18 protein-coding genes and 1 tRNA gene are annotated in these 19,698 nt (G+C 72.0%); 15 read left to right on the forward strand and 4 right to left on the reverse strand.

Going from position 1 to position 19,698, the window contains the following annotated elements; translation table 11 throughout:
- Positions 1 to 115 precede the first annotated feature (115 nt).
- Complete coding sequence (locus tag FHR77_RS05010) at positions 116 to 1,147, reverse strand: competence protein CoiA family protein (RefSeq protein ID WP_167259068.1); 1,032 nt, start codon at positions 1,145 to 1,147, stop codon at positions 116 to 118.
- Positions 1,148 to 1,482: 335 nt separating this feature from the next.
- The gene (locus FHR77_RS05015; RefSeq protein ID WP_167259069.1) at positions 1,483 to 2,199 is read right to left on the reverse strand and encodes a hypothetical protein; all 717 of its coding nucleotides are present in this window, start codon (positions 2,197 to 2,199) and stop codon (positions 1,483 to 1,485) included.
- 335 nt (positions 2,200 to 2,534) lie between these two features.
- On the opposite strand from FHR77_RS05015, the gene FHR77_RS05020 reads away from it, so the two are divergent.
- The 4 genes from FHR77_RS05020 to FHR77_RS05035 all read left to right on the forward strand — a co-directional run bounded on the left by FHR77_RS05020 (position 2,535) and on the right by FHR77_RS05035 (position 4,642).
- On the forward strand, positions 2,535 to 2,840 hold the full coding sequence (locus FHR77_RS05020; RefSeq protein WP_167259070.1) for an HNH endonuclease: 306 nt from the start codon (positions 2,535 to 2,537) through the stop codon (positions 2,838 to 2,840).
- A gap of 31 nt (positions 2,841 to 2,871) precedes the next feature.
- The gene (locus FHR77_RS05025) at positions 2,872 to 3,408 is read left to right on the forward strand and encodes a hypothetical protein (protein WP_167259071.1); all 537 of its coding nucleotides are present in this window, start codon (positions 2,872 to 2,874) and stop codon (positions 3,406 to 3,408) included.
- Positions 3,409 to 3,810: 402 nt separating this feature from the next.
- A tRNA-Val gene (locus FHR77_RS05030) sits at positions 3,811 to 3,890 on the forward strand.
- Between the two features lie 242 nt (positions 3,891 to 4,132).
- Complete coding sequence (locus FHR77_RS05035) at positions 4,133 to 4,642, forward strand: hypothetical protein (RefSeq protein ID WP_167259072.1); 510 nt, start codon at positions 4,133 to 4,135, stop codon at positions 4,640 to 4,642.
- Positions 4,643 to 4,669: 27 nt separating this feature from the next.
- On the opposite strand, the gene FHR77_RS05040 is transcribed toward FHR77_RS05035, so the two are convergent.
- Positions 4,670 to 4,846, reverse strand: coding sequence for a hypothetical protein (locus tag FHR77_RS05040; RefSeq protein ID WP_167259073.1), 177 nt, complete (start codon positions 4,844 to 4,846; stop codon positions 4,670 to 4,672).
- 109 nt (positions 4,847 to 4,955) lie between these two features.
- Between FHR77_RS05040 and FHR77_RS05045 the strand changes: the two genes are divergently transcribed.
- Positions 4,956 to 5,282, forward strand: a complete 327-nt coding sequence (locus FHR77_RS05045; RefSeq protein WP_167259074.1) for a hypothetical protein — start codon at positions 4,956 to 4,958, stop codon at positions 5,280 to 5,282.
- Between the two features lie 34 nt (positions 5,283 to 5,316).
- Here the strand turns inward: FHR77_RS05045 and FHR77_RS05050 are convergent, their stop codons facing one another.
- Entirely contained in the window at positions 5,317 to 6,339 is a 1,023-nt protein-coding gene (locus tag FHR77_RS05050; protein WP_167259075.1) for a substrate-binding domain-containing protein, read from the reverse strand.
- A 225-nt stretch (positions 6,340 to 6,564) separates the two neighbouring features.
- Here FHR77_RS05050 and FHR77_RS05055 point away from each other — a divergent pair, with 225 nt between their 5' ends.
- The 10 genes from FHR77_RS05055 (at position 6,565) to FHR77_RS05100 (ending at position 19,676) form a co-directional block, all read left to right on the forward strand.
- A complete protein-coding gene (locus tag FHR77_RS05055) occupies positions 6,565 to 8,178 on the forward strand; it encodes a sugar ABC transporter ATP-binding protein (RefSeq protein ID WP_167259076.1) in 1,614 nt (537 codons plus the stop codon).
- Positions 8,175 to 9,206 (forward strand): ABC transporter permease, encoded by a 1,032-nt coding sequence (locus FHR77_RS05060; RefSeq protein WP_167259077.1) that lies wholly within the window; start codon positions 8,175 to 8,177, stop codon positions 9,204 to 9,206. The genes FHR77_RS05055 and FHR77_RS05060 overlap by 4 nt, the downstream gene beginning before the upstream one ends.
- On the forward strand, positions 9,199 to 10,296 hold the full coding sequence (locus tag FHR77_RS05065; protein WP_167259078.1) for an ABC transporter permease: 1,098 nt from the start codon (positions 9,199 to 9,201) through the stop codon (positions 10,294 to 10,296). The genes FHR77_RS05060 and FHR77_RS05065 overlap by 8 nt, the downstream gene beginning before the upstream one ends.
- Before the next feature lie 71 nt (positions 10,297 to 10,367).
- Positions 10,368 to 11,435, forward strand: coding sequence for a rhamnose ABC transporter substrate-binding protein (gene rhaS, locus FHR77_RS05070; protein WP_167259079.1), 1,068 nt, complete (start codon positions 10,368 to 10,370; stop codon positions 11,433 to 11,435).
- Positions 11,436 to 11,555: 120 nt separating this feature from the next.
- A complete protein-coding gene (locus FHR77_RS05075) occupies positions 11,556 to 13,055 on the forward strand; it encodes an L-fucose/L-arabinose isomerase family protein (protein ID WP_167259080.1) in 1,500 nt (499 codons plus the stop codon).
- A 76-nt stretch (positions 13,056 to 13,131) separates the two neighbouring features.
- The gene (locus FHR77_RS05080; RefSeq protein ID WP_167259081.1) at positions 13,132 to 13,602 is read left to right on the forward strand and encodes an L-rhamnose mutarotase; all 471 of its coding nucleotides are present in this window, start codon (positions 13,132 to 13,134) and stop codon (positions 13,600 to 13,602) included.
- Entirely contained in the window at positions 13,599 to 14,762 is a 1,164-nt protein-coding gene (gene rhaI / locus FHR77_RS05085) for an L-rhamnose isomerase (protein ID WP_167259082.1), read from the forward strand. The genes FHR77_RS05080 and rhaI overlap by 4 nt, the downstream gene beginning before the upstream one ends.
- Before the next feature lie 72 nt (positions 14,763 to 14,834).
- The gene (locus FHR77_RS05090; RefSeq protein WP_167259083.1) at positions 14,835 to 16,880 is read left to right on the forward strand and encodes a bifunctional aldolase/short-chain dehydrogenase; all 2,046 of its coding nucleotides are present in this window, start codon (positions 14,835 to 14,837) and stop codon (positions 16,878 to 16,880) included.
- 7 nt (positions 16,881 to 16,887) lie between these two features.
- Entirely contained in the window at positions 16,888 to 18,405 is a 1,518-nt protein-coding gene (locus FHR77_RS05095; protein ID WP_167259084.1) for a rhamnulokinase, read from the forward strand.
- Positions 18,406 to 18,437: 32 nt separating this feature from the next.
- Entirely contained in the window at positions 18,438 to 19,676 is a 1,239-nt protein-coding gene (locus FHR77_RS05100) for an alpha-hydroxy acid oxidase (RefSeq protein ID WP_167259085.1), read from the forward strand.
- Positions 19,677 to 19,698 lie beyond the last annotated feature (22 nt).

Raw genomic sequence — 19,698 nt, forward strand, 5'->3', positions numbered from 1 at the left:
CCACCCCGGAGCGGCTCTTGCGTTCGACGAGGTCATGGGTTTCGATGAGGATGTGGCTGCCCATGAACAGGCGTCGTTCCACGAAGTGGGTCGTCGAGGGCGGGGGTGGTCATGGTCACGTGTCTGCTCCAAGGTCGGTGGGCGCTTCGCGTAGTTCATGCGCGGCAGCGCCACCGTGACCGCCGTGCTGCGCCACCTCGCCGTCACCGTAACCAAGGTCCTCCGCGACCGCCCTGGCCCTGGTCGCTTGCGAGTAGGACGCATCGAGGTACGTCCGGAAGTTGTGCGCCACAGCCAGGGGTGGCAGCTGTCCCCAGCCCCAGCGTGCAGGGTCGGCAGCGCTGGCGGAGTTGCGTGCAGCTATTCGCTGGCGCCTTGCCTCAGCATCTGCTTCCTTCTTGGTTTTTCGGGCGGCCTCAGCAGCGTCAAGTTTCGCCATGAGGGCCTCTTGCTGGGCTGCCTCAGCAGCAGCGCGTGCCTCCTCCTCTGCAATCCACAGCTCCCAGGCGTGCTTTGTGCGTGGCCTGTCGAGCCGGTTGCGAAGGGCTGCATCGACCCAGTCGGCCATGAGGACGTAGCGGGTCGCAATCAGGTCGGTGGCGACCTTCTCATCGCCGCGCTCCAGGTGGTAGATCGGCACGTACCCAGCTTCGAGCGCTACGTCGGCGTTCCTTGTCAGCCAGAGCGAGCGCGTGTTCGGCACAACGGTCCGAAGGTCCTGCCGGCGCCGATACTCCTCCGCGCCTTGGGACGAGACTTGCACCTCGAAGACGACCCGCTGCCCGGTGTTGGGGTGAACTGCGAGCACGTCCGGTATGTGGTCGGGGCGGTCCTTGCCGCTCTTGCCGGCCTCAGCCTCGGCGTCCCAGCCGAGGCGCCGGGACTCGAAGACGAGCGTGTCTTTCAGCGCCAAGTGAGACTCGGACTCGCCAGCCCACCGGCAAGTGGCCTTCTCCTTCGCGAAGTGAGCGAAGTGGTAGCGGAGGCGTCCTCCTACCGACTTCGACCTGATGAACACGCGGTGCTCGCAGAACGGATGGACGAGGGTTCTAGACTCCTCAGCCTTGGACCGGACCTGGTCGACGTTGTGCCGACTGATCTGGGCACGGTCGATGCGTTCGCCGTCCCAGTAAGCGTGCAGGCTCATCTGCCCTCCCCAGGCGGGAGCCTAGGTCGGGCCACCGACACTCGGGCAGCCCCTCAGGAGGGGCCAGAACATGACGGCGCCGACGACGATCGGCAAAACCGTCGCGCCGACAAGCGTGGCCGCGAGGGAAACAGTCATCCGGCGGCGGGTCTTCGTGGACAGCATCATCGTGGCCTCCTGGTGGTGCGTTGATGCCAGGAGGCATGTGGCGCGGTCGGGCGCTCACGGCATGCCGGTCGACCGAAACGTGACGCGAGCAGGTGAGCGAGCCGACAGTAGTGGCAGTCGGTGCCGGAGGCGGAATCGCTACTTGACGGTTTGGACGGGCTCGGTGGTCAGCTTCCGAGCTGACGACGGATGGGGGCCGGTGCCGGAGGCTGCCGAGGTGTGAAGACTCGCGCCAACTCCGCTGTCGTCTCCTCGGTGAGGAGGGCGGGATTCACCTCGAGCAGGCGCCGGATACGGGCTACGAACTCACCCGGCGTCATCTGGGTGGCGGCGCTTCCTTCCGGCAGGGCCGTGTCGTCGACGATGCGGGCGTTCGTGAGGATCCGCCGCTGCTCGTCGGCGAAGGAGCCAGCAGCAGCCATCGCGTGGAAGCGCTGCTCCCACTCCTGCCCGCTCATGCTGAGTTCGGGGTCCGTCACCGCCAGTTCAACGCCCTCAGTGGAGACCACGAACGTCGCAAGCCGCGGTGGTCGACCGTCGGCGCCGACGGCCTTCTTCGTCCGGCGAGGCGACGACATGCGCTTCCAGATGGCACGGGCGGACGGAAGAGCTCGCTCGTGCCAGAACCGCGCGATGATCGGCAGTGAGGCGACGATGCCGGCGAGCATCAGCTCCGCCATCAAGGCGATCGCTTCGAGTTCTTCCTTCGTGAGTTCCGGCGACTGAGGTGCCTGCGAGTAGCTAGGCGTGTCCTCGACGTACTCCCAGTCAGCGTGGTCGACGAGGTTGCCGTCCGCGTCGAAGAGGTGCCCCTTGAAGGCGCCGTCGACGCGTCGTGAGGAGCCGAGGTGAAGTCCCTCAGGGACGATGGGGACGAAGGGCATGCTGCGACACTACTGGCCGCGAGCAGTCCTCACGAAGTCGGGGGTGGCGGGCCTAGTAGACCGCGTCGAGCACGAGGCCACCGACGAGGCCGGCCAGGCCAAGGACGGCGCCGGTGACGGTGAGGCGCTTCCGGGTGCGGGGAGTCATCATCATGCGAGTCCCATGCGCGGCAGCCGCCGAAGTGGTCAGACGCCGAGTCGGTGCCGGACGCTGATCGAGTTGGCGTGGACGGTTGCCGGGCGGGGCACCTCGCCGAGGACTCGGTGGAAGAGGCTGACACCGCTCGATGACCGGAAGAGCTCTGCGCGGCGCTCGGCGGGTGACGCGCTGAGCGGTGTGGTCTCGCCGAGGTGTCCTCGAGCGTGACAACCGCACTTGCGCCTACTGCGTAAGCAGCCGCTTCGGCACGACGCTAGACCACATCATGCCCGAGAGCCGGCTCACGCGAGTCGAGGCGGACACGTGGCTCAACACCATCGCCGCCTGCCTCAGGTGCAACGGCATCAAGGCCCACCGCACCCCGGAGGAGGCCGGCATACCGCTGCTCTTCCATCCACGGGAAATCACCGCGAGGGACACACTCCTCGTGGCCGTCACCGCTACCGGCGCCGACGTCGTCGCCCTGGGCCTCGTCGCCTAGGAGCGGCCTTCGGTCGCTCTAGGCTCACGTCATGGAGTGGACACGCGCAGGGCTGACGGCGGCAGGCTTCCACGGCTTCGTGCCCTTCGCGGACCTGCCGGCGTCGCCCGTCCCGCCTGGCGCCGGCACCTACGTCGTCGTCCGACCTGACGCGGGACCGCCTGTCTTCCTCGAGGCGAATGCCGGCCGTGCGGTGCCCGGCCGCCGGCACACCGAACCTGTCACGACCCTCGAAGCGGCATGGGTCACTGGCGCTGAGGTCATGTACATCGGCAAGGCCGACCTCGGCTCGAAGGGCGACCGAGGCATCGCCAAGCGGCTCGATGAGTACCGGCTCCACGGTGCAGACCTCGGCGGCAGCCACAACGGTGGCCGCTACCTGTGGCAGCTCCGAGACAGCGCCGCCCTGCTCGTGGCCTGGCAAGAGAGCGCCGACGCCCGCGCCACCGAGACAGAGATGCTCGACCACTTCATCGACCAGTTCGGCAAGCTCCCCTTCGCCAACCTCACGAACGGCCGCGGATCCCGGCACAGCCGCAGCCGTCCGCCTCGCGTAGGAGAGGCGTGAACACGCGACAGGTGATGGACAGCCCTTCGGTCGGGGGATATGGCGCGTGACTCATCGTGGCTGGCCTGGGTGGGCCGTCTACATGTGTCATCGGTGGGCCGCCCCAGGGGAACCCGTTCGCAGATCGCCGTGGTCCACCAACTTCGACGGACCCTGTCACCAGTTAGCCCCTGCGAGAAGTCGTGACGATGAACACGAACAGAATGACAGTCGACGACGCAAGTGTCGCCAACTCGCTCACGACCGCGCTCTTACTTGGTCTTGCTGAGACCGAGGACATGCACGGGCCCAGTCTCCGTGCACAGTTCCAGCTTTGTGTCGGTGTGGTGTTGGTGACGGGCTGCGCAACACTGCTTTCCCTTGCACGCAGTTGCGCTCCTGGCCCCAGAAAACCGGCAGTTCTGCGCAACTAGCGGCAAGAACAAATGCTCCGCGCCACGTTTACACCGTGGATGTCGTCGGTTCGAGCCCGGCAGGGCCCACCGTCAGGTACCTGACCGGATCGACGAGGGCGTACCGCGTCACGGTCGCCACCGAGCTAGGTGCTGTCGTGCACGCCCTCACCGCTCGCTCCTCCGGGCTGATCCACGCGTCTGCTCGCGTGGAGCTTCGCCTCGCTCGCCAGCTGTCAGGTCGACGCGGCACGATGGCCGTGGATCGACGACCAGGGGGCTGAGCGATGACGCAGGACGATGACGGAAGAGCCCGTCCGACCGATCGGGGCGTGACCGCTCGCCCCGTCGCCGCCCGTGCCGTGGCGTTCGCCGTGCCGTCACGGTGGTCGGGTCGGGCCGTCCGCAGGGTCCGCCACGATGCGTTGTGGCCGGACGGCCGGGTCGAGTACGACGTCAGCCTCGTCGGCGCGATGTACCGCGGAGCGCCGGCCGACTACTCGGCCGTCGCCCACGCCGTCGCCGACCGCAGCCCCGAGCTAGGGGCAGGCCCGTGGATCGACCACTGGGCACTCGAGGTCGACGGCCCGGGCCTGCCGGCGGGCCGAGCGGTCGACGCGACCGAGGGCGCTCGACGGGAGTTCAGGCCGCTGCCGATCACGCCCCGGCGATCGCACCCTCGCCGGTGGCGCATCGTGGTCGGATCCCTCCTCGTCGCGGCGGGGACCACCGGCTTGGCCGTCGGAGGAGCCGTGGGGCCCGCGGGGTTCCTCTCGTTCCTGCCGACCGTCTCCGGGCTGGCTCTGCTCGGGAGTCTCGTCGGGCGGCACCCTCGCCGGTAGGGCGACGGCCGCGGTGCGGGGGAGGTGTCAGGCCGGGACGCCCGGGAGCGCCAGCAGCGCCACCGCCAGCGCGGCCGCCACCGTGCCCAGCACGACGATGACGATGCCCGGGGCCGGGCTGCCGCCGCCCCGCCGGGCGACGATCAGGGCGCCTCCGACGACGCCGACGAGACCGAGGACGAGGAGGGTGACGGCGAACAGCATGGGGAGGCCTTCAGGTCGGAGGAGTCAGGGGGCGAGCGACGAGGTGCGCGACACGGCACCAGCCGGGTCTCGGCGTGCGGTGCCCGAGCCCCGAGCCTAGGGTCGAGCGATGATCGTCGTCGCGGTGACCCGCTTCCTGGCCGGTGCCTTCCTCACCAACGCCGTCCCGCACGGAACGGCGGCGCTCCGTGGGCGGGAGTTCCCCAGCCCGTTCGCGACGCCCCCGGGGGTGGGCCCTTCGTCTCCCCGCGAGAACGCCGCGTGGTCGCTGACGAACCTCGTGGTCGGCGCGGCCCTCCTCCTCGCCGTCCGTCGGCGCCCCGGGACGCCCGCGTGGGCGGCCGTCGGCGCCACGCTCATGGGCGGCTTCCTCGGCTGGTGGTTCGCGCCCGCACGACGGGAGGCGCGCCTCCTCGCAGTCCCGCTCGGACGGTGAGCGGGTCCGGGCCCGGAGCGGCACCCGGAGCGCCTCAGCCCGAGGCGCCCGTCACGGTGCTGGCCCGCACGACGAGCTCGGGGGCGAAGACGACGCGCCGTGGCTCGCGCGTCGGGTCGTCGATCTCCTCCTGCAGGATCTCCATCGCCGTCTGGCCGATCAGCCCGCTGGGCTGACGCACCGACGTCAGGGGCACGACGGCGGCCCGGGCGAAGTCGATGTCGTCGTAGCCCACGAGGGCGACGTCGTCGGGCACCCGCAGGTCGCCGAGCATCACCAGCGACTGGAGCACGCCCATCGCCACGAGGTCGTTCGCCGCGAAGACGCCGTCCGGCCGCTCGGCCGCCGGCCGGGCCATGAGGGCCGCCGCCGCCGCTCGGCCGTGCTCGACGGTGAGGCCCGGGACCTCGACCACCTCGAGGGTGACGTCCGGGCCCGCGGCTCGCACCCCCTCCCGGGCCCCTGCGACGCGGTCGGCGACCTGCTGCAGGTCGAGGGGGCCGCCGACGACCACGAGGCGGCGACGGCCGATCGAGACGAGGTGCTCGACGGCGAGCTGGCCGCCGCGCACGTCGTCGACGGAGACGGAGGAGAAGTCGGTGAGGTCGGCCCGCCGGTCGACGAGCACGGCCGGCGTGCCCCGGCGACGGAGACGGGCCAGCCTCGCGGTGACGTCGCCGACGGGGGAGATGAGGATGCCGAGCACCCGGTGCTGCTCGAAGAGGTCGAGGTAGTGGGCCTCGCGCTCGACCTGCTGGTCGCTGTTGCCGAGCAGGACGACGCGGCCCGCGCGCTCCGCCGCGGTCTCGGCGCCCCGGGCCACGTCGGAGAAGAACGGGTTCGCCCCGTCGAGGATGACGAGGCCGACGGCCCGGCTCGCCCCCGCCCGCAGCTGTCGCGCCGCGTCGTTGCGCACGAAGCCGAGCTCGTCGATGGCGGTGTGCACCCGCTCGACGGTGGCGGGGCTGACCTTGTCGGGGTGGTTCAGCACGTTGCTGACGGTGCCGACCGACACGCCCGCGGTGGTCGCGACGTCGCGGATGCTGACCGACTCCACCGGGGCCCCCTCCGTCGTCGGCGCCCGGGCAGGCGACGGTCGACGTCCGTCCGCCGACGCTGACGAGTGTAGGCCGACGGGTGGCTCCGGGCGGGGCGGGCCGCGCCTCCCGCGTGGCGACGACGCGGCCCGCGGCACGCCGTGCTTGACGTCGGACCCGCTCGCCCCTACTCTCGTCCCCACGAGCTGTTGAAACGATTCATTTCTCGATGAGGAGAACGATCGATGACGATCGACCCCCTGGCCTCCGGCTACTCGCCGACGGCCCCCGTCCTGGAGCTGCGGCACGCCCGCAAGTCCTTCGGAGCGGTCGTGGCCCTCGCCAGCGGCAGCGTGCAGCTGCGGGCCGGCGAGATCAACGCGCTCGTCGGCGAGAACGGCGCCGGCAAGTCCACGATGGTGAAGATCCTCGCCGGAGTGCACCAGCCCGACTCCGGCGAGTTCCTCTTCGACGGCCACCCGATCGTCTTCCGCACGCCGGCGGAGAGCAAGGCGGCGGGCGTCAGCGTCATCTACCAGGAGCCCACGCTCTTCCCCGACCTGACCGTCGCCGAGAACATCTTCGTCGGCCGTCAGCCCACCTCGCGCCTCGGTTTCATCGACCGCGGCAAGATGCGGGCCGACGCCCGGGCCCTGTTCGAGCGCCTCGGCGTCCCCATCGACCCCGACCGCGTCGCCGAGGGCCTCTCGATCGCCGACCAGCAGATCATCGAGATCGCCAAGGCGATCTCGCTCGACGCCAAGGTGCTGATCATGGACGAGCCGACGGCGGCGCTCAGCGGCGTCGAGGTCGATCGCCTCTTCGGCGTCGCCCGGGCCCTCCGCGACCGCGGCAGCGCCATCATGTTCATCTCGCACCGCTTCGACGAGGTCTTCGGCCTCAGCGACCGCATCACGGTCATGCGCGACGGAGCCTTCATCTCCGAGCACGCCACCGGGGACGTCACGACGGCCGAGGTCGTCCGCGCGATGGTCGGCCGCGACGTCGACCAGCTGTTCCCCAAGCAGGAGGCGCGGATCGGCGAGCCCGTCGTGACCGTCCGGGGGCTGACGCGGCAGGGCGTCTTCCACGACGTCTCGTTCGAGGTGCGGGCCGGCGAGATCGTCGGCCTGGCGGGGCTCGTCGGGGCGGGCCGGACGGAGGTCGCCCGCGCCCTGTTCGGCATCGACCGCTACGACGCCGGCAGCGTCACCGTGAACGGGAAGCCCCTCGCGCGGCGGAGCCCGCTGGCCGCCATCACGGCCGGCATCGGCTTCGTGCCCGAGGACCGCCGCAGGCAGGGCCTCGTGATGGACATGTCGGTGAGCCGCAACACCACGCTCACCCTGCGCAGGACGCTGAGCCGGGCCGGCCTGGTGAGCGCGCGCCGCGAGCGCGACGCGGCGGCAGAGTGGTCGCGGCGCCTGCAGGTCAAGACCGGCAGCCAGGAGCTCCCCGTCTCGACCCTGTCGGGCGGCAACCAGCAGAAGGTCGTGCTGGCGAAGTGGCTGGCGACCGACCCGACCTTCCTGATCGTGGACGAGCCGACCCGTGGCATCGACGTCGGCACCAAGAGCGAGGTGCACCGACTGATCAGCGACCTGGCGGGCCGCGGCATCGCCGTGCTGATGATCTCGTCCGAGCTGCCCGAGGTGCTCGGCATGGCCGACCGGGTGCTCGTCATGCACGAGGGTCGTCTGACCGCGACCCTCGACCGCGCCGAGGCCACGGCGGAGCGCGTGATGCACGCCGCGACCGGGTCGGGCTCGGCTGACCCGACCGCGACCGGGGCGCCCGCCGAGCCCGCGCCTCCGGCCCCGTCCCCGTCCATGCCCCCGACCGCAGAGGCCACCCGATGACCACGTCCCACGCCCTCGCCCCCGCCGCCACGTCAGGGCGCAGCCCCCTCGCCTCGGTGCTCCGTCAGCGCGAGGTGCCGGTCGCCTCGGCCCTCGTCGTGCTGGTGATCGTCACGACGATCGCCAACCCGCTCTTCGTCTCGGCACAGGGCGTCAAGGACCTCATGCTCAACGCGACGATCACGGTCATCATGGCCGTCGGCCTCGGCGCGGTGATCATCACGAACAACATCGACCTCTCGGTGGGCTCGATCCTGGGCCTCGTCGCGTTCGCGACGGGGACCGTGTTCGCCGCTGCACCGGAGATCCCGATCGTCGTCGTCTTCCTCCTCGGCCTCGCGATCGGCGCGGTGCTCGGCGCGGTCAACGGGTTCCTGGTCACGGTGGCCCGGGTGCCGTCGCTCGTCATCACGCTGGGCATGCTCTACATCTACCGCGGCCTCAACAACGCGTGGGCCGGCGGCCAGCAGTACTTCGCGGGGGACCGCCCCGCCGCCTTCGGCCGCCTGTCGGTCGACACGGTGCTCGGCGTCCCGATCATCACGGTCATCGCCGTGGTCGTGGTCGTGCTGGTCGCGGTCTTCCTCGCCCGCACTCGGCCCGGTCGCGACCTGTACGCCATCGGCTCCGACGAGCAGGCGGCACGCCTCTTCGGCATCCCGGTGAGCCGGCGCGTCGTGACGGCTTTCGTGCTCAACGGCACCCTGACGGGCCTGGCGGGCGTGCTCTACGCCAGCCGGTTCAACTCGGTCGGCGCGACGACGGGCACCGGGCTCGAGCTCGACATCGTGGCCGCGGCCGTCGTCGGCGGCATCGCGATCTTCGGCGGCTCCGGCAGCGTCGTCGGCGCGGCCATCGGTGCCGTGCTGCTGACCACCATCACGAGCAGCCTCACCGCCCTCGGCGTCGACAAGTTCTGGCAGCAGGCCATCGTCGGCGTCCTCATCCTGACCGCCATCCTCGTCGAGCGGATCGCCTCGATCCGCAAGGCCCGACGACTGCGCACGAGCGAGGCCACCAATGCCTGACCAGACCGTCACCCGCGCCCCCCAGGCCCCCGCCTCCCCGTCGGGCGGCGCCGCCCGCGACCCCGGGCAGCGCGCAGAACGGGCGCTGCGCCGCCGTCGCCTCCTCACCGGTCGGGGAGCGATCATGGTCTGGGCGCTGCTCGCGACCCTGCTCGTCTGCGCCCTGACGGTGCCGCGCTTCGCCAGCGTCCAGACCACCGGGTTCCTGCTGCTCGACGCGATCCCGATCCTCATGATCGCCATGCCGATGGCGCTGGTCGTCATCACCGGCGAGATCGACCTCTCGGTCGCGAGCACCGCGGGCCTCACGAGCGCCACCATGGGCGTGCTCTGGGCCGCCGGCTGGGGCATCCCCGAGATCTTCGTCGTCTGCGTGCTGATCGGCGTCGTCTGCGGCGCGCTCAACGGCGCGCTCGTGACGACGGTCGGGCTGCCGAGCCTCGCGGTCACGATCGGCACCCTGGCGCTCTACCGCGGTCTCGCGCTCGTCGTCATCGGTGACGACGCGGTCGCGAACTTCCCTCCCGGCCTCACGTCGTTCTTCACCTCGAAGATCGGCGGCACGGGAGTCCCGACGGTGATGGTCGGCGTCGTCGTCGTCATCCTCTTCTTCGGGGTCCTCCTGCACTTCAGCTCGTTCGGCCGGGCCCTGCCCGCCATCGGCTTCAGCAAGGAGGCCGCGAGCTTCGTCGGCGTGCACGTCGGCCGCGCCAAGTTCTGGATGTTCGTCGCCACCGGAGTCGTCTCGGCCCTGGTCGGCATCTACTGGACGCTCCGCTACTCGAGCGCCCGCAGCGACAACGCGACCGGCATCGAGCTGGCCGTCATCGCCGCCGTGCTGCTCGGCGGCGTCTCGATCTTCGGCGGCCGGGGCTCGATCCCCGGCGTCGTCGCCGGCGTGCTGATCATCTCGAGCATCAGCTACGCGCTGCGGCTCGGCGGCATCAGCGACGTCGTGCTCAACGTCGTCACCGGGCTGCTGCTCGTCGGCAGCGTGGTCACCCCGAGCCTGATCGCGGTCGTCCGCGAGAGGGCCCGGGCGAGGCGGGCCGCGAGGGCCGTCCTCGAGGGCTCCGCCGAGCACGCCTGACCTTCCTCGATCCCACCCGCCCCCCTCGCTCCACCCCGGCACCACCCCACCCCACAGCAAAGGACAGAACGATGGAGTTCCCCACCTTCCCCCGCGGCCGCGCCCTCCGGCGAGGCCTGGCCGCCGCCGCGGCCGTCGCCGCCGTCTCGCTCGTCGCCTCCGGCTGCGCCCTGACGGCCGGCGGCGACGACGCCGGCTCGGGCTCCGGCTCGGGCGGCGGCTCGTCGTCGATCGCCTTCGTGCCGAAGCAGCTGAACAACCCGTACACCGACGTCGTCCTCGGCGGCGGCGAGGCCGCGTCGAAGGACATCGGCTACGACTACAGCGTGGTCGGCCCGCTCGAGGCGAGCGCCTCGTCGCAGGTCACCTTCCTCAACACGCTCACCCAGCAGGGCACGAACGTCATCGTCATCGCCGCGAACGACCCCGACGCGGTCGGGCCCGCCCTGAAGGAGGCGCGCGACGGCGGAGCGAAGATCGTCGCGTTCGACTCCGACACGAACCCCGACTACCGCGACGTGTTCGTCAGCCAGGTCGAGGCGAAGGACGTCGCCCTCATCCAGATCCGCCAGATGAGCGAGCAGATCGGCGGGGAGGGCGACATCGCCATCCTGTCGGCCACGGCGAACGCCACGAACCAGAACGAGTGGATCAAGTACATCCAGGAGGAGGTCGAGACGAACCCGGACTACGCGGGCATCTCGATCGTCTCCACCGTCTACGGCGACGACGACGACGCGAAGTCCTTCCAGGAGGCCCAGGGCCTGCTGCAGGCGAACCCCGACCTCAAGGGCATCATCTCGCCCACCACGGTCGGCATCGCGGCCACCGCCCGCTACCTCTCGACCTCGGAGTACAAGGGCAAGGTCGCGCTCACCGGGCTCGGCCTGCCCAACGAGATGCGCGAGTTCGTCAAGGACGGCACCGTGACGGCCTTCGCCCTCTGGGACCCGGCGCAGCTGGGCGAGGTCGCGGCCTACGCCGGCCAGGCGCTGGTCGACGGCACGATCACGGGCGCCGAGGGCGACACGTTCACCGCCGGCGACCTCGGTGAGCGCACCGTCGGTGCCGACGGGATCATCATCGTCGGCCCGCCGACCGAGTTCGACGCCGACAACATCGACGACTACGACTTCTAGTCGTCGTCCGTGACGGAGGCGGCGGCCCGGCCGGCCGCCTCCGTCACCGCCCCGCGGCTCTCCCGTGCCGCCCCTGCCCGCCCCCTGCCCGCCCTCATCCCTCGCGACGGAGCGACCCCCATGAGCGCCACGCCCCCACCGGCCACCGACCTGCTGCCCCCGATCCGCCGTCGCCGTACCCGCGTCGGGCTGGTGGCGGGCGGGCTCGGCACCTACTGGCCGCAGTTCCCCGGCCTGCTGCCCCAGCTGCAGGAGTCCACCCGCTACGTCGTCGACCGCTTCGGCGGGCTCGACGCTGAGGTCGTCGACACGGGCTTCATCTCGGACGCGAGGGAGGCGCGCGTCGCGGCCGAGACGCTGCGCACGGCGGACTGCGACCTGGTCGTGGTCTTCCTCACGACGTACCTGACCTCGTCGATGGTGCTGCCGATCGCGCAGCGGGCAGGCGTGCCCGTGCTCGTCATCGACCTCCAGCCCAGCGAGGCCATGGACCACGCGACCTTCGACACCGGGCTGTGGCTCGCGTACTGCGGCCAGTGCCCGGTGCCCGAGGTGGCGAACGTCTTCCGGCGAGCCGGGGTCGAGTTCCGGTCGGTGACCGGTCACCTCCGCAGCGAGCGGGCCTGGGCCCGCATCGAGCGGTGGGTGCACGCGGCCGGGGTCCGCGCCCGGCTGAGGGAGGCGCGGCACGGCCTGATGGGGCACCTGTACCCGGGCATGCTCGACGTGTCGACCGACCTCACCCTCGTCTCGACGCACTTCGGCTCGCACGTCGAGGTGCTCGAGCTCGACGACCTCCGGGTGCGGGTCGACGACGTGACCGACGCGCAGGTGCGGGACCGCTCGGCGCTCGCCCGCCGGGTCTTCGACGTCCACCCGTCGGTCGACGAGGACGACCTCGACTGGGGAGCGCGCGTCTCCGTCGCCCTCGACCGCCTCGTCGACGACTTCGACCTCGACTCGCTGGCCTACTACCACCGCGGGCTCGACGGCGAGCTGCACGAGCGGATCGGCGCCGGCATGATCCTCGGCGCCTCGTTGCTCAACGCCCGCGGCCTGCCGGCCGTGGGGGAGTACGAGCTCCGGACCTCGGTCGCGATGCTGGCGGCGCAGTCGCTCGGCGTCGGGGGCTCGTTCACGGAGATCCAGGCGATCCACTTCGGGGACGGCGTCGTCGAGATGGGCCACGACGGGCCGGGGCACCTGGCGCTGTCGTCGGCGAGGCCCGTGCTGCGCGGCCTCGGCGTGTTCCACGGCAAGCGCGGGCACGGCGTCAGCGTCGAGTTCGACGTGCAGCCGGGCCCGGTGACGACCTTCGGCCTCGGGCAGGACCGCGACGGCGGCCTCTCGTTCGTGACGAGCGAGGGGGCCGTCGTGCCCGGGCCGCACCTGTCGATCGGCAACACGACCTCCCGTGTCGACTTCGGGGGAGACCCCGGCGAGTGGGTCGACGCGTGGTCCCGGACGGGCATCGGCCACCACTGGGGTCTCTGCACCGGGCACGTGGCCCGCGACGTCGCCGCCTCCGCCTCCCTCCTCGGCATCGAGCACCGCCACGTCTCGGCGCCGTTCGACGACGCCGACGGCTTTGCCCGGAGCATCGGCCGCTCGACGCCCTGACCTGCTCGACACCGCGTGCCCCCCGGGATACGCTCAGTCCATTGAAACGATTCAACGACGAACCGGAGATCTCCTGATGACCGCCGACGAGCACGAGCGCTACGCGTTCCGGCTGCAGGTCGCCCCCGACCGACTCCACGACTACGCCCGGCGCCACGCCGCGGTCTGGCCCGAGATGCTGCAGGCCCTCCACGACAGCGGCTGGCACGGCTACTCGCTCTTCGCCGCCCCCGACGGCCTGCTCGTCGGCTACGTGGAGGCCGAGTCGCTGGTCGCCGCCCAGGCAGCGATGGCCGAGACCGAGGTCAACGCGCGCTGGCAGGCCTCGATGGCCGAGTTCTTCACCTCGCTCGACGGCACCCCGCCCGACGAGGGCCTCGAGCTGCTGACGCAGGTCTTCAACCTCGAACGACAGCTCGGCCTGCCCGGCGGCGGCCGCCCCACGGCCGCCGACGCGAGCCCCGGGCCACGCGTCGCCCCCCTCACCCCCACGACCCCGGCGTCGACGACGACGACCGGAACGACGACCACGGAAGAGACCTCATGACCACCTTCGAGTCCATCGTCCCCGTGCTCGAGCGGCAGGCCATCGAGCTGCCCAGCTGGGCGTTCGGCAACTCCGGCACCCGGTTCAAGGTGTTCGGCACGCCGGGCACGCCCCGCACGCCCGAGGAGAAGATCGCCGACGCCGCCACGGTGCACCGCGTGACGGGCCTGGCCCCGAGCGTCGCCCTGCACATCCCGTGGGACGAGGTCGACGACTTCGGCGCCCTCCGCTCGTTCGCCGCCGAGCAGGGCGTCGCGCTCGGCACCGTCAACTCGAACACGTTCCAGGACGAGGCCTACAAGTTCGGCAGCCTGGCCCACAGCGACGCGGCCGTCCGCCGCAGGGCCGTCGACCACCACCTGCGCTGCCTCGAGATCATGCACGAGACCGGGTCGCGCGACCTCAAGATCTGGCTCGCGGACGGCACCAACTACCCCGGGCAGGACTCGCTCCGCCAGCGCCAGGACCACCTCGCCGAGTCGCTCGCCGAGATCTACGCCGGCCTCGGCGACGAGCAGCGCCTCGTGCTCGAGTACAAGTTCTTCGAGCCGGCGTTCTACCACACCGACGTCCCCGACTGGGGAACGAGCTACGCGCAGGTGACCGCCCTCGGCGACCGTGCGCTGACCTGCCTCGACACCGGCCACCACGCCCCGGGCACGAACATCGAGTTCATCGTCATGCAGCTGCTGCGGCTCGGCAAGCTCGGCTCGTTCGACTTCAACTCGCGCTTCTACGCCGACGACGACCTGATCGTCGGGGCTGCCGACCCGTTCCAGCTGTTCCGCATCCTGTTCGAGGTCGCCGACGGCGGCGGGCTCGACGAGGGCTCGCCCGTGCAGTTCATGCTCGACCAGTGCCACAACGTCGAGGACAAGATCCCCGGCCAGATCCGCAGCGTGCTGAACGTGCAGGAGATGACGGCGCGCGCCCTGCTCGTCGACCGTCCGGCGCTCGACGCGGCCCGCGCCTCCCACGACGTCCTCGGCGCGCACGCCGTGCTGATGGACGCCTTCTACACCGACGTCCGCCCGGCCCTGGCCGACTGGCGCGAGGGCCGCGGCCTGCCCCGCGACCCGATGGCGGCGTACCTCACGAGCGGCACGCCCGAGCGACTGGCCGCCGAGCGCGTGGGCGGCACGCAGCTCAGCTGGACCTGACGCGCGCCTCCCGACCTGCGCCTCCCGCGCCTCCTCGACCCGCCCCTCCTCACCTCGAACGGACCCCACCTCGTGACCAGCACCACGCCCACCCCCGCCGCCGACCTCGTCGCGCGCAGCAACCGCCTCGGCGCCGACCCGGCGAACACGAACTACGCCGGCGGCAACACCTCGGCCAAGGGCGCCGCGACCGACCCCGCGACGGGCGAGCCGGTCGAGCTGCTCTGGGTCAAGGGCAGCGGGGGAGACCTCGGCACCCTCACGGAGGACGGCCTCGCGGTGCTGCGGCTCGACCGGCTGCGCGGCCTGGCGGGCGTCTACCGCGGCGTCGAGCACGAGGACGAGATGGTCGCGGCGTTCGACTACGCCCTGCACGGCAAGGGCGGGGCCGCGCCGTCGATCGACACGGCCATGCACGGCCTCGTCGACGCGGCGCACGTCGACCACCTGCACCCCGACGCGGGGATCGCGATCGCCACGGCGGCGGACGGCGAGCGGCTGACGGCCGAGATCTTCGGCGGCGCGGTCGTCTGGGTGCCGTGGCGCCGGCCGGGCTGGCAGCTCGGCCTCGACATCGCGGCGATCAAGGCGGAGCACCCGGAGGCGCGGGGCACCGTCCTGGGCGGGCACGGCATCACCGCGTGGGGCGACACCAGCGAGGAGGCGGAGGCCGCCTCGCGCTGGATCATCGAGACCGCACAGGCCTGGCTCGACGAGCACTCGCGGCCCGAGCCGTTCGGGGCCCCGCTCGCCGGGTACGCGGCCCTGCCCGCCGAGGAACGCCGCGCGAAGGCCGCGGCCCTCGCGCCCGTCATCCGTGGCATCGCCTCCCACGACCGGCCGCAGGTCGGCGCGTTCACCGACAGTGACGTCGTGCTCGACTTCCTCGCGAGCACCGAGCACCCGCGGCTCGCGGCGCTCGGCACGAGCTGCCCCGACCACTTCCTCCGCACGAAGGTGCGGCCGCTGGTGCTCGACCTGCCGGCCGACGCGACCGTCGAGGAGTCGATCGCGCGCCTCCGCGAGCTGCACGAGCAGTACCGCCTCGACTACCAGGCGTACTACGACCGGCACGCGACGCCCGACAGCCCGGCGATCCGCGGGGCCGACCCGCTGATCGTGCTCGTGCCGGGCGTCGGCATGTTCTCGTACGGGGCCGACGCCCAGACGGCGCGCGTCGCCGGCGAGTTCTACGTGAACGCGATCGCCGTGATGCGCGGCGCCGAGGGCGTCTCGAGCTACGCGCCGATCGACGAGGCCGAGAAGTTCCGGATCGAGTACTGGGCCCTCGAGGAGGCCAAGCTGCAGCGGCGGCCTGCGCCGAAGCGGCTCGCCACGCGGATCGCCCTCGTCACGGGTGCCGCCTCGGGCATCGGCAAGGCCATCGCCACGCGCCTCGCCGCCGAGGGCGCGTGCGTCGTGGTCGCCGACCTCGACCTCGCCAAGGCGCAGGCCGCGGCGGCCGAGATCGGCGGCCCGGACGTGGCGCGCGGCGTGGCGGCCGACGTCAGCGACGAGGCGGCGGTGAAGGCCGCGATCGGCGAGGTGCTGCTCGCGTTCGGCGGGCTCGACCTCGTCGTGAACAACGCCGGGCTGAGCCTCTCGAAGTCGCTGTTCGACACCACCGAGGCCGACTGGGACCTGCAGCACGACGTGATGGCCAAGGGCTCGTTCCTCGTCGCGAAGAACGCGGCGCGCGTGCTCGTCGACCAGGGCCTCGGCGGCGACATCGTCTACATCTCGTCGAAGAACTCGGTCTTCGCCGGCCCGAACAACATCGCCTACAGCGCGACGAAGGCCGACCAGGCCCACCAGGTCAGGCTGCTCGCGGCGGAGCTCGGCGAGCACGGCATCCGCGTGAACGGCATCAACCCCGACGGCGTCGTGCGCGGGTCGGGCATCTTCGCCAGCGGGTGGGGAGCCAACCGCGCCGCGACCTACGGCGTCGACGAGAAGGACCTCGGGGCGTTCTACGCGCAGCGCACGATCCTCAAGCGCGAGGTCGTGCCCGAGAACGTCGCCGCGGCCGTCGCCGCCCTCTGCACGAGCGACTTCTCGCACACCACCGGGCTGCACGTGCCGGTCGACGCGGGCGTCGCCGCCGCCTTCCTCCGGTGACCCGGCGATGAGCACCGTGCCCGCGACCGGCGGAGCCGTCGCCGCGGTCGACCTGGGGGCGACGAGCGGCCGGGTCGTCATCGGCCGGGTCGACCGCGACGGGGTGCGCCTGCAGCACGTCGCACGCTTCGCGAACGAGCCCGTCGCGGTGCCCGAGGGGGAGCCCGGGGGAGTCGCGGGCCGGGTCGGCCTGCACTGGGACGCCCTCGGGCTCTGGCGGTCGGTCACCGCGGGGCTGACGCAGGCCCTCCGCGACGAGCCCGCCGTCGCGTCGATCGGGGTCGACTCCTGGGCCGTGGACTACGGGCTGCTGCGCGACGGACGCCTCCTCGGCTCGCCGTACCACTACCGCGACGAGCGGTCGGCGGCCGGGGTCGAGGCCGTGCACGCCGTCGTGCCGCCGGAGGAGCTCTTCGCGCGGACGGGCCTCCAGCACCTGCCCTTCAACACCGTCTTCCAGCTCGCCGCCGACCGTGCGACGGGAGTCCTCGCGCCCGCCGACCGCGCCCTGCTCGTGCCCGACCTCTTCTCGTGGTGGCTCACCGCCACGGCGGCCACCGAGCGCACCAACGCCTCGACGACCGGCCTGCTGTCGCCCGCGACGGGGGAGTGGGACGCCGAGCTCGTCCGGCGGCTCGGCCTCGACCTCGGCCTGTTCGCGCCGCTCGTCGACCCGGGGACGTCGCTCGGCCCGCTGCGGCCGTCGGTCGCCGCCGCGGTCGGCGCTCCGCCCTCGCTCGGGGTCACGGCGGTCGGTTCGCACGACACCGCGTCGGCCGTCGTCGCCGTCCCGATGACGGGCGACGACGCCGCCTACGTGTCGAGCGGCACGTGGTCCCTCGTCGGCCTCGAGCTGCCGTCTCCGCTGCTCGGCGACGACGTCCGGGCGGCGGGGTTCACGAACGAGGGCGGCGTCGACGGCCGCGTGCGGTTCCTCAAGAACGTCTCCGGCCTGTGGCTGCTCAGCGAGTCGATGCGCGCCTGGAGCCGCTCGGGCACCTCGGCCGCCGAGCGCAGCAGCGACCTGGCGGCCCTCCTGGGCGAGGCGGGCGCGGTGACGCGGCCGGTCTCAGTCTTCGACGCGACCGACGAGCGGTTCACCCCGCCGGGCGACATGCCCGCGCGCATCGAGGCGTGGTGCACCGAGCACGACGTCGAGCCCCCCCGTGGCCGCGCCGAGACGGTGCGCAGCATCCTCGAGTCCCTCGCGGCCGCCTACGCGGCGACCCTCCGCGACGCCGAGCGGCTCTCGGGCCGCACCGTCCGCACGGTCCACGTCGTCGGGGGCGGCTCGCAGAACGAGCTGCTCTGCCAGCTCACGGCCGACCGCACCGGCTGCACGGTGCTGGCCGGGCCGGTCGAGGCGACCGCCCTCGGCAACGTGCTCGTCCAGGCCAGGGCGGCCGGGCTCGTCGACCGCAGGTCGTCGCTCGAGTCGCTGCGCGCCCTCGTCGCCGCGTCGCACGCCCCGGTGGCCTACCGACCGCGGACGTCGTCGTCCACGGCCCCCGCCCGCGCCTCCTGACCTCCCCACCCCGACCCGGAAGGACCAACCCCATGGTCGACCGTCGCATCCCGAAGTTCCACGACCTCGCGCCGCTGATGCAGTTCAAGAAGCCCACCTTCGACCTCAAGGCGAAGCGCCTGCGCGAGGCGCTCACCATCGAGGACCTGCGGAGGATCGCCAAGCGGCGGACCCCCACCGCGGCCTTCGACTACACCGACGGCTCGGCGGAGGCGGAGATCTCGCTGCGCCGTGCCCGCCAGGCCTTCCGGGACGTGCAGTTCAACCCGGCGATCCTGCACGACGTCGCCACCGTCGACACGGGCTGGGACGTGCTCGGGAAGCGGGTCGAGCAGCCGTTCGGCATCGCCCCGACCGGCTTCACCCGCATGATGCAGACCGAGGGGGAGAAGGCGGGAGCCGCCGCGGCGGCGGCGGCGGGCATCCCGTTCAGCCTGTCGACGATGGGCACGGCGTCGGTGGAGGACGTCGCGGAGGCGGCACCCGGCGGCCGGAACTGGTTCCAGCTGTACATGTGGAAGGACCGCGACCGGTCGATGGCCCTCGTCGACCGTGCGGCCGCGGCGGGCTTCGACACCCTGCTGGTGACGGTGGACGTGCCGGTCGCCGGTGCGCGCCTCCGCGACTCCCGGAACGGGATGACCATCCCGCCGTCGCTGACGCCCCGCACGATCGTCGACGCGCTGCCCCGCCCGTGGTGGTGGATCGACTTCCTCACCACCGAGCCCCTGGCGTTCGCGTCGCTCGACCGCTGGTCGGGCACGGTCGCCGAGCTGCTCAACACCATGTTCGACCCCACGGTGACCTACGACGACCTCGCCTGGATCAAGTCGCAGTGGCCGGGCAAGCTGGTGGTCAAGGGCGTGCAGACCATCGAGGACGCGCGGCGCGTGACGGACCTCGGCGTCGACGCCCTCATCCTCTCCAACCACGGCGGACGGCAGCTCGACCGCGCACCGATCCCGTTCCACCTGCTGCCCGACGTCGTGAAGGAGGTCGGCGCCGACATCGAGGTGCACCTCGACACGGGCATCATGTCGGGGGCCGACATCGTCGCGGCGGTCGCGCTCGGGGCGCGCTTCACGCTGATCGGCCGCGCCTACCTGTACGGCCTCATGGCCGGCGGGCGCGAAGGGGTCGACCGGGCGATCGAGATCCTCTCGGTCGAGATCGCGCGCACGATGCGCCTCCTCGGCGTGAACTCGCTCGAGGAGCTGGAGCCGCGCCACGTCACGCAGCTCGAGCGGCTCGTGCCCCGCGCGCGCAGCTGACGAACCGGGGCGGCGGCTGTGG

The organism is Frigoribacterium endophyticum, assembly GCF_011759585.1.
In the GTDB taxonomy this organism is placed as follows: domain Bacteria; phylum Actinomycetota; class Actinomycetes; order Actinomycetales; family Microbacteriaceae; genus Frigoribacterium; species Frigoribacterium endophyticum.